This window comes from Burkholderia sp. NFPP32 (assembly GCF_900119325.1).
Classification (GTDB): Bacteria; Pseudomonadota; Gammaproteobacteria; order Burkholderiales; family Burkholderiaceae; genus Burkholderia; species Burkholderia pyrrocinia_C.
Genome location: NZ_FPJP01000016.1, coordinates 99,338 through 112,983, shown reverse-complemented (window position 1 = coordinate 112,983; position 13,646 = coordinate 99,338). Strand labels below are relative to the sequence as shown.

The 13,646-nt window shown below is 65.0% G+C and carries 11 protein-coding genes; 1 reads left to right on the top strand and 10 read right to left on the bottom strand.

Annotated elements, in window-relative coordinates; all coding sequences use genetic code 11:
• Positions 1 to 11: 11 nt before the first annotated feature.
• The 7 genes from BT264_RS26170 to BT264_RS26140 form a co-directional block, all read right to left on the bottom strand.
• Positions 12 to 2,150, bottom strand: a complete 2,139-nt coding sequence (locus BT264_RS26170) for a type VI secretion system Vgr family protein (protein ID WP_072441887.1) — start codon at positions 2,148 to 2,150, stop codon at positions 12 to 14.
• A gap of 133 nt (positions 2,151 to 2,283) precedes the next feature.
• Positions 2,284 to 4,158 (bottom strand): type VI secretion system baseplate subunit TssF, encoded by a 1,875-nt coding sequence (tssF, locus tag BT264_RS26165; protein WP_072441889.1) that lies wholly within the window; start codon positions 4,156 to 4,158, stop codon positions 2,284 to 2,286.
• A gap of 348 nt (positions 4,159 to 4,506) precedes the next feature.
• Complete coding sequence (locus BT264_RS26160; RefSeq protein WP_072441891.1) at positions 4,507 to 5,016, bottom strand: outer membrane lipoprotein YfiB; 510 nt, start codon at positions 5,014 to 5,016, stop codon at positions 4,507 to 4,509.
• An 85-nt stretch (positions 5,017 to 5,101) separates the two neighbouring features.
• On the bottom strand, positions 5,102 to 6,370 hold the full coding sequence (locus BT264_RS26155) for a diguanylate cyclase DgcN/YfiN (RefSeq protein WP_072441893.1): 1,269 nt from the start codon (positions 6,368 to 6,370) through the stop codon (positions 5,102 to 5,104).
• Positions 6,367 to 7,065, bottom strand: coding sequence for a regulatory sequestration protein YfiR (locus BT264_RS26150; protein WP_072441895.1), 699 nt, complete (start codon positions 7,063 to 7,065; stop codon positions 6,367 to 6,369). The genes BT264_RS26155 and BT264_RS26150 overlap by 4 nt, the downstream gene beginning before the upstream one ends.
• Before the next feature lie 367 nt (positions 7,066 to 7,432).
• Positions 7,433 to 7,930, bottom strand: a complete 498-nt coding sequence (locus BT264_RS26145; RefSeq protein ID WP_072441897.1) for a PIN domain-containing protein — start codon at positions 7,928 to 7,930, stop codon at positions 7,433 to 7,435.
• Positions 7,927 to 9,099 carry an XRE family transcriptional regulator gene (locus BT264_RS26140; RefSeq protein WP_072441898.1) on the bottom strand — a complete coding sequence of 391 codons (1,173 nt, stop codon included), beginning with the start codon at positions 9,097 to 9,099 and terminating at the stop codon, positions 7,927 to 7,929. Before BT264_RS26140 ends, BT264_RS26145 begins: the two co-directional genes overlap by 4 nt.
• Before the next feature lie 414 nt (positions 9,100 to 9,513).
• Here BT264_RS26140 and BT264_RS26135 point away from each other — a divergent pair, with 414 nt between their 5' ends.
• The gene (locus tag BT264_RS26135; protein WP_072441900.1) at positions 9,514 to 10,755 is read left to right on the top strand and encodes an NAD(P)/FAD-dependent oxidoreductase; all 1,242 of its coding nucleotides are present in this window, start codon (positions 9,514 to 9,516) and stop codon (positions 10,753 to 10,755) included.
• A gap of 31 nt (positions 10,756 to 10,786) precedes the next feature.
• Here BT264_RS26135 and BT264_RS26130 read toward each other — a convergent pair whose 3' ends face one another.
• The 3 genes from BT264_RS26130 to BT264_RS26120 form a co-directional block, all read right to left on the bottom strand.
• Positions 10,787 to 11,548: a FadR/GntR family transcriptional regulator gene (locus BT264_RS26130; RefSeq protein ID WP_072441903.1), complete on the bottom strand. Its 762-nt coding sequence runs from the start codon at positions 11,546 to 11,548 to the stop codon at positions 10,787 to 10,789.
• Positions 11,549 to 11,707: 159 nt separating this feature from the next.
• Complete coding sequence (locus BT264_RS26125; RefSeq protein WP_072442064.1) at positions 11,708 to 12,580, bottom strand: L-fucono-1,5-lactonase; 873 nt, start codon at positions 12,578 to 12,580, stop codon at positions 11,708 to 11,710.
• A 94-nt stretch (positions 12,581 to 12,674) separates the two neighbouring features.
• On the bottom strand, positions 12,675 to 13,616 hold the full coding sequence (locus BT264_RS26120) for an ABC transporter substrate-binding protein (RefSeq protein ID WP_072441905.1): 942 nt from the start codon (positions 13,614 to 13,616) through the stop codon (positions 12,675 to 12,677).
• Positions 13,617 to 13,646: the final 30 nt, after the last annotated feature.

Sequence of the window (13,646 nt, the reverse complement as noted above, 5' to 3'; positions counted from 1 at the left end):
TTGTGTTCGTGTTATTTGTTGAGATCGATGCGCTGGCCGTTGACCATCACGCCGTCGTCGGTCATCAGGATCACGGAGCCCTTGTGCTCGAGGCGAATGCCTTCGGGCGCGAGCGAGATCGAGCTGTCCTGCACCTTCAGCAGGATGCCGCGCTCGGCCACGTAGACCTGCGTGCCGCCGCCCCCGTCCTTGGCAGGCGTCGTCACCTCGACGGTGGTCGCGGTCGTACTGCGCTTCTCGGCGATCGTCTCGGTCAGGTTGCCCTGCGGAATCTGCTTTTCTTCGCTACCGGTCGCCACCAGAACGGTGCGCATCGGCCCGAGCACCTTGTGCGTCTCGTTGTTCTCGACGACGGTATTCATGTCCTTCTGCGCGTGCATGAAGAATTCCTGCATGCCGTTCGTGTCGGTCATGCGGATCTCGTTCGACCCCTGCCCCTTGTGCGTCTGGCTCTTGATCCCCATCGTCTGGCCGGCGGCCCCGTGGTACGGGTTGCCCTGCTCGCCGTTGAACACGCGGCCGACGATCACGGGGTTGTCCGGATCGCCCTGATTGAACGCGACGAGCACTTCCTGCTTGATCCGCGGAATCGCAGCCGCCCCCCAACCATCACCCGCCCACGGCTGCGACACGCGCACCCACATCGAGTCGGAGCCGTCCTTCTTGCCGCGCCGGTCCCACGGAAAGTGCACCTTCACGGCACTCCCGTTGGTATAGATTTCCTCGCCCTTGGGGCCGACGACGATCGCCGACTGCGTGCCGTGAATCACCGGTTTCGGCGTGGCGCGCGGCGCACGATACGGAATCTTCTTCGGCAGCAACGCGAAGCTGTTGCGGTACGGCAGTTTTGCGCTGTGCTGCGTGTAGTCGTTCACCGCCTCGTGACGCACGTGCAGGATCACGTATTCCTGGTTGTTCTCGAGGACCGGGTGATTCGCCACGTTGACGGCGCCGGCGGTGGTCATGCGCCACGCGTAGCCGCCGCCGGTATAGCGATGGGCCTGCGCCTCCTCGGCCTCCATCGCGAAACGCGCATAGCGGTTGCCGTCGTCGCCGTGGTCGTACAGCGACTGGTGCTCGAACCGCTCGGTCGAGTCGAGCCGCGCGTGCTTGAGGTTCTGCGGGCCGGCTTCCACCAGCATCAGCGGCGACGACGGATTCTGATGATTGAAGTCGCGGAACGTGACCTTGCCGACACCAAACCGCCGGCCTTCGTGCAACTGGTCGATGCCGCTGTCCTCGCTCGCCTCGGTGGCGGCGAACGGCACGGTTGCCAGCCCGTCGATCGGGCGGAACAGCAAATTCGTGTCGCCGATCACCAGCATGTGCTTGTCCTTCTCGTAGCGATGCGTCCAGACCAGCCCTTCCTGCTCCATCAACCGCGCGCAGAAGTTGTAGTAGGACTCCTGGTACATCACCACGTATTCGAGCGGCTTCTGGCTCGTGCGAATGTCGAACACGAAATCGGAGAATCCGTGCTCCTGGAAAATCTCGGTGAGGATGTCCTGCGCGGTCTTGTTCTGGAAAATCCGGCAGTCGGTCGAGCGCGTCAGGAACCAGAACCACGGCACGGCCGTCAGGTGGTACTGCGTGACATTGCCGGGATTGCCGGCCCGGTCGAACGACGCGACGTAGCCGTCGAAGTAACGGTCGTTCTCGCCGGCGCCCGATGCAACGACGCGTTCGAGCGTCGACATGCGCGCCTGCTGATCGAACCGGATCTTGACCTGCTGGCCGATCAGGTCGTCGGGGCGCAGGTCGTGGCGATGCGACAGCAGGTCGAGATGGATTTCCGGCAACCGATTCACATACTCGTCGACGACGGCGGCGCTGACCAGGAGCACGTCCGGGCCAAGCGGCGTGTCGAGCGTGACGTAGCGATTGAGCTGGGTCAGGCGCGCGGGGTTGGCGGCGCCGTTGATCGCCTCGGCAACCGCGCCGGGCGTCTTGTCCATCAGCGAGAAGCCGGTCTGCGCGAGCTGCATCGCACGCTGGACGGTGTCGACGTGCCCGGCCAGGCCCGCGAGCGGCCCGAGGCTCCCGGCAACACTCGAGGCGACCGGGCCTGCCAGGCCGCCGAGCGCGCTCAAGGAGCCGAGCGCGCTGCCGCCCAAACCATTGGGAATACCCCCGTTCGGAGCGAAACTCATTCTTGTTCCTTGCGTGTGATCTCAGGTTCCGTGGACCGGCTGGCCGGCCCGAAGCCCCGTTAATGTAGGACAAAATCCGACCGCGCGAAAGACGCCCGCAAACGTTTCCGTTCGAGCCCCGAAAATCGAAAAACTAGGCCAGCGGCTGGACGCCGGAGCAGGGTTGGCCGCGACGAAGCAGTGCACCGGTATGCGCTGAAAACAGCACAATCTGCACGAAACTTGTTACAGGCACGTGCGGTGCGAAGCATCTCTCCATGACGTGCGCGAGCCCGCCAAGACTGAAGCCGGCGAAACGCTGCTCATCGACCACCAACCGCACTTCGAGCCCCTGTACGAACGCCGACGCAGGCTTGCCGGGCAGCCAGCGCCGAACGCGCGCGGTCGACAACGAGACGAGCGCATCGAAGCGCCGCCCGGCGTCGACCGAGGATTCCGCCCAGCGGGCGCAGAGCCGCGTCAGTTGGGCCAGACCGCCGTTGTCCAGGCGAATCGCCTGCGGCACGAGCAAAGACAATACATTCCACAGCTCTCCGTAGCGGAAAGCGGGCGGCCGGCTCCGGGTCGGCCGGTTCAGCAGCGCGATCGTCCCCACCGGATCGCCCGCGCACAACGCCAGTTCGCGTTCCCGCATTCCGGACAGGTCGCCCTGGGTACAGGACAGCCGGATCGCCAGTTTGCGACGCCCGGGATCGGCAGGTTGGCCGTCCCGGTCGATCAGTCCCAGTTCGACGCCATGGAGGAGGTCGGCAATCTCGTCCGGGGACGGTTTCTTGCCCGACTCTTTGGCCTGGGGATCGACGGGCTTCTTCGGCGCCCGCCGGGCCTCGTCGCGCAACACTGTCCAGTACAGCCCCGGATGGGTGCCCATGCCGTGCTGCAGCGAATGGAACGGTGCCAGGATCGACGTGTCCGCGTCGGAAGTCTGACGAACCGTGTCGATCGACCAGATGTTCGTCTGCGACGCGTTTTTCTGCGCAAGCGGCTTCACCGGGTAATACGCGCAACCGGGACGAGTCTCGATCGGCTCGGCGGCATCCGGGAAAAGGTTGATCACGGGCGTACAAAACAAACGTACATGCTCTGCCGTCGCGGCGGCCAGGCGTTGCGCGCGATGAGAGTCCGGATGCACGCCCGCGATCGCCAGGTGCAGCGCGACGCGACGACTGCCGCCCCCGGCCCGCTTGAGTGGGCGCATGTCGAGGTCGACAAAGTCGAAACGTTCCGGAACGGCGCAGTACTCCATCAGAAGGTGAAATGGCCCGAGGGCATCGTCATGCGGCATATCGAGCAGCGCGTCGATTGGCTCGAGGCCGACGGCCGTGAACGGCATGGTCGGGAGACGCTTCCAGCGCCCGGAATCGTCCGTCTCGACGAAACCTCGCACGGCAAGAAGCAAGGCGGCGTCCGTGAGTGCCGCGACGATCTCACGCGCGCCCGTGAAGTGCAGACGCAACCGGTCCGGCACGATCGCGAACGTGGCTTCCGTCGAAGTCAGCGCAAACGTGACGGTCAGCAAACCGGAAGTTTCGGCGGGTAACGCGGCGTCTCGCGGCGCGATTGCCGACGTTGCATAACGCACCGCCGAGACGGTCAGCGGCACAATCGTGACTTCGTCCGTCATGCGAAATACTTCCCGGCCGACCGGTGCGATCAGTTGCTCGCCGCGCGGGATGACATGGGGCCCGGTCCGTTTGCCGGTCAGGTCGCCATGAAATTGCGCAATCGCGCAGGAAGGAAATGAACGCAGGAACGCGCCGTGCAGTGTCTCGAGAAGGCCGTGCGTAAACGCGGGAACATCATCCTCGAGGCGGACGTCGTGAGACGACGACATCAATGCGAACGACTGCAACAGACGTTCGACGTGCGGATCGTCGGAATACTCGCCCGTGATCGCCAGGCGAGCGGCGATTTTAGGAAAACGCTGCGAGAACGTCTGCATCGAACGACGCAGCAGCGCCATCTCGCGTTCGAAGTGCGGAAGCAAATCCTTGGGGTCGATGGCCATACACGTTCCGGTCGTCGCCGCGCTCGCCAAACCGCGATGCGGCGTTCAAAAAATCGAGCGGAACGATTCTATTCGGGCAACTGAAAATCTCGTTTCGAATTTATCCAGCGGCCTCCGGTCTTCAATCGACGCTTCAGCCAATGACCCGCGCCACATGCCGCGAACATAAAGGCCAGCTGCTTGTGGGCAAGCGCTCGGGTGTCTGCGTGTCAATGATGGCAAACAGTTACAACTGACCGCACCATGAAGTACCGATATCCGTGCTTTCAGCAACATGGCTGAGCAGCTTGCATGTCGGCAGACGACCCACGCGCAATCGTTGCGTACCCATGCGCGACGCCCCTCTCCTCACCGCGGCGAAACCACAATCGCCGCCCGCCGATTCTGCGCCCTCCCCGCCGGTGTCCGGTTATCCCCCACCGGATCGCGCTTCCCTTTCCCGACGATCGCAATGCGTTTCGCATCGAGCCCGACATCGACAAGCTCGATCGCCACGACCTCGGCTCGCCGCCTCGACAACTCGAAGTCGTAATCATCCGCCCCCTCCCGATCCGAGTACCCATAAACCCGAACCCCGTTGATCTCCGCCGATCTGAGCGTGCGCCCGATCCGCTCGACGATCCGCCGCACATCCGGCTTGAGGTTATAGCGGTCGAAATCGAACAGGATCGGCCCGGCCGAGCCGAACTCGAAACCCTGTTCGGTCTCCTGGAAACCGGCCGACTTGAGCGTCGTGACTTGCGTCTGCGTCAGCCCACGATGAAGCGGCGGTGTCTTGCAGCCCCCCAGCAGCAAACACAGCAGCAGCGCGCTCGCGACGCACATCCGCCCCGTGCTCACAGGAAACGAGTGGTTCATTTCGCATCCCCTTCGAGTGCGCCCGCATTGGGCGCGCTTTTTGTCATCCGCTGCCGCGGCCTCGCCCGCAGCGCGAAGCGATCAATCAAACCGGTCCCGCAACTCCTTCGGCCAACTGCCACGATCCTGGCCGAGCACGCTTGGCCCGGTACATTGCCGCATCCGCCGCGCGCAGCAAGCCGCTCGCGTCCGACGCATGGTCGGGATACAGCGCAATGCCGACACTCATCATGGTGGCCACCATGCGGCCGTCGGACAACTCGATCGACGGCGCCATGCCGGACAATATCTCGTCGGCGATGCGACACATGCTGCCCGCATCGCGCACAGAAGACAGCATCACCGCGAATTCGTCGCCGCCCAGGCGGGCGACCAGATCGACCTCGCGCACCTGCGCGCGCAGTCGCTCGGCGATGCCGATCAGCACCGCGTCGCCGGCGTCGTGGCCGAGACAATCGTTAATCTCCTTGAAGCGGTCGCAGTCCAGATACAGGATGCCGACCCGCTGGCCCGTCGTCCGGGCTTCGCCGAGCGCAAGCGCCAGGCGCGACTCGAACTGCACGCGGTTGGGCAGGCCCGTGAGCGCATCGTGCGTCGCCTTGTATTCGAGCAACGCGTTTTCGTCGCGCAGCATGTTCTGCCAGTCTTCGAGTTCGTCGAGCAACGCGTTGAAGTCGTCGCCGAGTTCGTTCAGCTCGGCGATCGCCACGGGCTCGACCCGCTGCGCGAACGCGCGCTCGCGCCGCACGGCGTGCGCCACGCTGACCAGCGCGCGCAGCGGCGAAACGATGTTGCGCAGCAGACGCTTCGAGCTGACGTACGCGCCGATCACGCTGACCGCCAGGCAACCGAGAATGCCGCCCACGCCACCGAGCAGGAAGCCGAAGAACTGGTGCCCGCGGCCGCGCACGACGACGTGGCCGACGACGATGCCGTCGTGCATCACCGGAACCGTCACGGGCCCCGGCAGCGCAAGGTCGGCGACGCCGCGCTCGAGCCGGGCGACCCCGTTTCCGGCAGGCAACTGCCACGTCGCGAACGGCTGGCCCCTGCTGTCCGTGACCGCCACCTGCGCGACGTCCTCATCGCGGGCAATCATCGCGATCGCCTCGTTCGCCGCGACGCGGTCGCCGAACACGAGCGCCGCCTCGACCGTATAACCGAGCGAGCGCGCCAGCAGGTTCAGGTTGTTGCCGGCATACGCGCGCAATGCGATCACGGCGACCACGATCAACGACACGGCGGCCATCGCGACGGCAACGAACGCGAGGCGCAGATGTGCGCGACGCAACACGCTTTGCAGCGTCGGGCGCGGCACGCGCGAAGGGGAAAAGTGAGGCGCGAACCGTGTCATGGCGCCCCCGGCCGTCGCGCGAGATTGAGCACGTTCGGGTGCACGCGCACGCCGCTGCGCGCCACGGCGTCGAGATTGATGTCGAACGACACGCGTTCGCCGTCGACATTGAGACAGAACATGCCGCCTGCGGTGCAGGACGGATCGTGTTCCGAGATCGTCAGAACCGGATGGCCGGCCACCGCGGCTCTCACCCGCGTCCTCTCGTCGTCGCTCAGGGTGCCGAGATAGACGACGTCGCAGGCCATGCCCAGCGAGGGATCGTCGAAGCGGACGCGCTGCACGTCGAGCAGCGTCGAGCCGGCCTGCAGCGTGTCGGTCAGGCCGCGCGCGTAGTCGGGCCGGCCGGTGACGCACAGGTGCAGGCGGACGGGTGTCGTCGGCCAGTGCGTGAAGCTGATGATGCCCAGCACGACCTGACGCACGGCGGAGTCGTGTGACGAAATGACGGAATCGGCGGGGCTCGCGGCAGCGCCGATGCGCACGGCGTCAGGCGAGCCGCCCGCATCGGCGGGAGCCCCGGCGAGCACGGCGGATGCCGCGCCGAGAACGCAAACGATTGCGATCAGCGCATGGCGCAGCGAGGCAACCCGGCCGGGCCGGCCGGACGTCGTCCGCGCGGCGATTGCCGCCGCGCCCGTTGGCGTCGTTGCAGTCGCAAGACTGGCAGCCGCCGCGCACACTCTCGCATCCATGATGGAAACATCCGCTGGCGTTGCCCCCCGGCGTTACCCTCTGCCTTCAACCATGCGCGCGCAGGACCGTATCACGCGCATGATTCCTTCATCTTAGGTACAAAGTCGCGCGACCAACCAGTGGGAAACACCCGCGAGAAACGTCGGAACGTATGGAGAATTTTCGCTGCGCGCGACGATGGTGATAAGCACGGCATCCATTGTCGGTTCGGCATGGTCGGCAGCGAATTGATCAGCAGATTGGGCGCACGGCTAGCTCACACACTACCCCGCCCTCATCCCGGCGGAGCAGAGACTTTGCATCCGCGCCGCAACGCCAACCGGCGGCCGCGCGCGACATACCACCCTTGTTCGGGCGTTGCATCGATCAGAACCGCCAATCCTGCTGGTGCATGAATTCCTCGAGATCGATACATGGAATCTCGAAATGCGCGCAGACATTGGGTATCTTCGCCGCATGAGGTTTGACGACAAGCCCTTCATTCGCGTGCTGCCATCCTTCCTCGGTCACGACCGTCCCCTGGCGGATCTTCGCGCAGGCGATGACGAATGGATCGGCAACCGGTGTTCCCTTAAGACGCTGCTGTTGGCCAATCAGCGCCTGAAAATGCTTGACCCGCAAAATCGCGGCGACAAACCGCAGCTCATCCGCGTTCGGCATCGTGAACAATGATCGATGGCCTTTCACCCACGCCAACACATCTGCACTGACGGCCTGTCGCTCGATCTCGTTCAAGACTTCTCTGGTCGAAATCAAACGCCGTTGGCCAACGAGTTTTTCGATGCCGTCCCAGATGCTTCTGAAAACACGTGGATAGAAATGCTGAAGTGATCGAATGGAGCTGGTGTCGAACACATAGATCATGCACCGGCCCCGTGAAGAACATGCTCTTCAAATCCGGCAAAGCTTTTCGGCTTGATGCCAAGAAAATCGGCAGCCTGCTCTAGCGTGATCTGATGCCGATAGTGACGGCCGACGACCTCCCGGGCAAAGCGGTCGCTCAGATAGGCACCTTGATTTGCATAGTAGCTCCCGCCCGTTGCCTCTCTCTGCTGGGCTGACCAGATCCCGGCCTTATGTTCATAGAAAGCCTGGCCAACTCGGCCCTGATCCAGCAATCGCCGCAGCACAGCCTCCCGGCTCACGCCAAAATGGCTCGCCAGCTCGGCGAACGCCTCGTCGGAGGCAGACTCGACATCGACGGGAAGCCGTACCACGAACGTGTCAAAAGCTGCGTGCGGGATCAGTACCTCCGCCGCTATCGCGTTGCAGAATCGCTCGATCTTCCTCTCGGTTTGAGGAAGCGCATCGATGTAGCCGGGAGCGAGCTTGCTCAAGCCGTTCATGTTCAAGAGCAAGTGCGCGAGTTCATGCAGCAGACTGAATATCTGGCGCGTCTTCGTCGTGCCGTTGTTCAGATAGATGATCGGGAATGCATCGTCCATCAAGCAGAAACCCGAGATCTCGCGCTGCTTGAATGACGACTTGAAGACAAAGACGCCTGCTTCCTCTACGGCCCTTCTCCATTGCTTGAGAGCAAGCTCGTCGTTGCGCCAGGATGTCTGCTCGACCAGCGTGATGCCGAGCGCATCGCGAACGCGCCCGGCTTGTAAGGGCACGGGCTCCGACAACGACAGGGCCAGTGATTTCCAGATCATGTCACGCGCGGGATTGCGCCCATCGAACACCTCCCGCAGCGATAGCTGGAATGCCTGCGCCTGTCGGATCTGCAGATAGGTATCGCGGGCAAGCGACCGCATGTCCGCTTCGGGAAGTGTCCGAAATTCGCGCTGCGGTACTTTCTCGTCGGGCGGAGCGGGAAGGAAAAAAACGGCGAGCGGCCGCTTGAAAACCTGATACGCGAGCTTCTCGAGCTGGGTGTATGTCGGTGCGCCTGTTCCCGCCTCCCAATCGGCCACTTCGCTCGACGGAATCCGAAGCATGGTCGCGACTTCGTCGATCGACAGTCCGACCGTTTCCCTCGCCCAACTCAACACTTCCGGCTGCACGCCTGCCACGGGTTCTCGTTTCATCCCTGTTTCTCTATCAATTCAAGAGGCCAATATCGTCAGCATGACAGATGCAGCCCCCGCTCACCGCCGGTGCGTCCAACGCGTACGAAACGCCCGCGCCGGCCGCGGCTTGGGACGCCGCCCTCTACAGAACAGGCGAACCCATTCTAAATCATGGAGTTACGCGTTTGCGAGACGACTGTCCATCGTCGACATACGCCAGAAAGACAAGAATTCCGCCAGGAACGCCGCGCCTTGGCGCGTTCCACAATGTCGCGAATCGTGAAGCACCAATCCGGTAAGCCATGACCTGGTTCTGCAGATCGAACGGCATCGAGAGTATCCTGACGGACAGTCGCACGTCGGCGTAACCTTTGGGCATGGGTCTCGCCCATTCATTAACGTACAACCTCCATCAATCGCCATCTCCACCCCATGGATTTCGACGTCATCGTTCTCGGCGCCGGCATCGTCGGCGTCTCCGCCGCGCTGCACCTGCAGGATCGCGGCCGCAAGGTCGCCCTCGTCGATCGCGGCGCGCCCGGCGAAGGCACGAGCTTCGGCAACGCGGGGCTGATCGAGCGCTCGTCGATCGAACCGTATCCGTTCCCGCGCAGCCCGTTCACGCTGATGCGCTACGCGCTGAACCGCTCGACCGATCTCTACTGGCACAGTGCGTCGCTGCCCGCGTTCGCGCCGTGGCTCGCGCGGTTCTGGTGGGAATCGGCGCCGCTGCGTCACGCGGCAGCCTCGCGCGACATGCTGCCGCTGATCGAGCGCTGCATCGTCGAGCACGACGTGCTGATCGCTCGGGCCGGTGCCGGGGAACTCGTGCGCGCGAGCGGCTGGCTCGAAGCCTTTCGCACGCCGACCGCGTTCGAACGCAGCGTGGCAGAGGCAGGACTCACCGCGCGCCGCCACGGGCTCGGCATCACGCCGCTCGATGCCGCCGCGCTGCTCGCGCACGAACCGAGCCTCGCACCGGGCTTCTGCGGCGCGCTGCACTGGCTCGATCCGAAAAGCGTCGTCGATCCGTCCGCGCTCGTCAAAGCGTACGCGCAGCTCTTCGTGCAAGGCGGCGGCACGCTGCTGACCGGCGACGCCGCGAGCCTCGACGCGCTGTCGCCCGGCTGGCAGGTCAGCACGCAGGACGGCACGGCTGCCGCACCGGCCGTCGTCGTCGCGCTCGGCCCGTGGTCCGACACGGTGTTCGGCAAGTTCGGCTACAAGATTCCGCTGCGCGAGAAGCGCGGCTATCACATGCACTACGCGCCGTCCGCGCGCGGCGTGCCGTCGGCGCCGATCGTCGATCGCGAATACGGCTACGTGATCGCGCCGATGCGGCGCGGGCTGCGGCTGACGACCGGCGTCGAGATCGCGCGGCGCGGCGTGCCGCCGACCGGCGTGCAGCTCGAACGCGCGGAACGCGTCGCGCGGCCCGTGTTCGGCTTCGGCGAGCGGCTCGACCCGCAGCCGTGGCTCGGCTTCCGGCCATGCACGCCCGACATGCGCCCGGTGATAGGCCCCGCGCCCGCGCATCGCGGGCTGTGGTTCTCGTTCGGGCACAACCATCACGGGCTGACGCTCGGCCCCGTCACCGGCCGGCTGTTGGCCGAGATGATGACGGGCGAGACGCCCTTCACCGATCCGGCGCCCTATCGCGCCGACCGCTTCTGATTCCGAGCGCGTAGAAGATCAACGCACGCGCTCAGTCGAGCGCGCGGCCGAAGATGCGGATCACTTCGTCGAGATGGTCGGCCATCGCGCGGCGCGCGGCCTCCGGGTCGCGCGCGCGGATCGCGTCGAGGATCGCGCGGTGTTCCAGTTCCGACCGGTGCGGCATGTCGTTCGGCATGTACAGCGACTGCAGCCGCTGGAACATCGGGTCGTACTTGTGCGCGAGCAACTGCTTGATCATCAACGCATATGCGGGGTTGTCGCTCGCCTCCGCGATGCGGATATGGAACAGCCGGTCGCCCGGATGCGTGAGCGAACCGCTGCGGTTGTCGTCCTGATTGCGCAGGAATGCTTCGTGGATCCCTTCGATCTGCTCGTCCGAACCGTGCTGCGCGGCGAGCGACGCGGCTTCCGGTTCGATCAGGCGGCGCGCCTGCAATAGCGCGAACGGCGGGATTTCGGTGTCGAGGTCGAGCGCGATGCCGAGTTCGGGATCGATCTCGACGATCGTGAAAGGCGCGGCCTTCGTTTCGGGTTCGGGCTCGGGCGCGGCAACCGTTTCGGGATGGCGCACCTTCACGCCGTCGCCGACGCGCACGCTGACGAGCCCGCTCACTTCGAGCGCGATCAGCGCTTCGCGCACCGACGTGCGCGACACGCCGAACCGTTCGGCCAGTTCGCGCTCGGGCGGCAGATAGCTGCCCGGCGGAAAATCACCGGACTCGATCATCGCACTGAGCTTGTCGGCGATCTGCTGGTAGAGGCGGCGGTTCTGAATCGGCTGGATGGACATACGTTTGACGCTGGTAATCGGTTTCGGTCCGACGAATCGCGCAGACCGTTCGCGCCTATTTTATATGCCGGGGCCCGTGCGCCGGCCTGCGCATCGATGCGGCTGCAACCATCGATATGCCACCGTGCCCGCCGGCAGTTGTCCGACGAAGCCGCGCACTCACGCCGGCACCCCGTAACACTGCGCGGCCGTGCCGCCCCACAGCGCGTTGCGCTCGGCCGCCGACAGCCGCGATTCGGCCCAGCGCTCGACGATCGACGCGACTTCGTCATACGACGCGGCAAGCAGGCACACGGGCCAGTCCGACCCGAACATCAGCCGCTGCGGCCCGAACGCGTCGAGCGCCGCATCGAGGCACTGCTCGATATGCCGGACGTCCTGCGCGCGCAGGCCGCGCCGCCAGTCGGTCTCGGTCACGAGCCCCGACAGCTTGCACGCGACATGCGGCATCGCGCCCAGTTCGCGCAACGCGGCGCGCCAGCGCGCGAACGCGGTTTCGTCGCGCTCGAACTCGGCCAGCGCCGGCTTGCCGACGTGATCGAGCACGAGCCAGTGCGCATCCTGCCGCGCGCAAAACGCGCGCACGGCCGGCAACTGGCGCTCGAACACGAGCACGTCGTACACATAGCCGTTCGCCTGCAGCCACGCGATGCCGCGATTGAGGCCGGGATCCGCGACGAACGCGCCCGCATCGGCTTCGTCCTGCACCTGGTGACGAAAACCGCGCAGCTTCGGGCTGCGCCATTCGGCGATACGGTCGGCAAGCTGCGGTGCACCGAGATCCTCCCAGCCGACCACCGCCGCGATGCGTGCGTCGTCGCGCGCGAGATCGAGCAGGAACGCCGTCTCGTCGCGCCCCGCGCGCGCCTGCACCGCGATCGACGCGCCGAGCGCCTGCGCATGCATCAGCGGCCACAGCGCGTCGGGCAGGTAGTCGTGCGCGAGCACGCCCATGCCGGCGCCGATCCACGGATAGTCGGCCGCGCGATAACGCCAGAAGTGCTGATGGGAATCGATACGCACTGCGCCCATGGTGTCCTCGTGTTCCGCCGTCACATGCCGCCACTCGCCGCCGCGTTCGCCGCACCCGCTACCCGCCACGGGCGGCGACGCCATGACACGGCAATCAGTCGTACAACGCCGCCGCGACCTTCGGATCGTCGATATTGGTCTTGTCGTACCAATAGAAACCGGTATCGATGACCTTCGGCATCTTCTCGCCCTTGATCGCCTTCACGGCCGCCTCAACCGTCTTGTAGCCGATCCCGACCGGGTTCTGCGTGATCGCGCCGGCCATCAGCCCGCTGCGAATCGCGTCCTTCTGCTGCTTGCCGGAATCGTAGCCGACGATGACGACCTTGCGCTTCATTTCGCGCACGCCGTTGACCACGCCGATCGCCGAGCCTTCGTTGGTGCCGAACAACCCCTTGAGCTTCGGATACCCTTGCAGGATCGACTTCGTCACCTCGGTCGACTTCAGCTGGTCGCCTTCGCCGTACTGCACGGTCACGACCTTCACCTTCGGGTGCGCAGACTTCATGCGTTCGAGAAAGCCGTCGCGGCGGTCGATGCCGGTGCGGCTCGTCTGGTCGTGCGCGACCACGGCCACCTCGCCTTCGTCGCCGATCAGCGCGGCGAGCTTGTCGGCAGCCAACGACGCGGCGGCCTTGTTGTTGGTCGCGGCGGTCGTCACCGGGATGTCGCTGTCGACGCCCGAGTCGAACGCGATCACCGGGATCTTCTCGGCCTGCGCCTTCTTCAGCAACGGCAGCGCGGCCTTGCTGTCGAGCGCCGCGAAACCGAGCGCGGCCGGCTTCTTCGCGATCGCGGCCGACAGCATGTCAATCTGCTTGTCGACCATCGCCTCGGTCTCGGGCCCTTCGAACGTCACCTTCACCTTGTAGTCTTTCGCGGCCTGCATCGCGCCCGATTTCACGGCCTGCCAGAACTGATGCTGGAAGCCCTTCGAGATCAGCGGGATGTAGGTTTCCTGAGCCTGCGCGCCGGCCGTCACGCCGACGGCGAACGTCAGCCCGACGATCGCGTTCAACACCTTGCTCCTGATCACTTCGCGTCTCCTTGGTTGGTATCTGCTGGG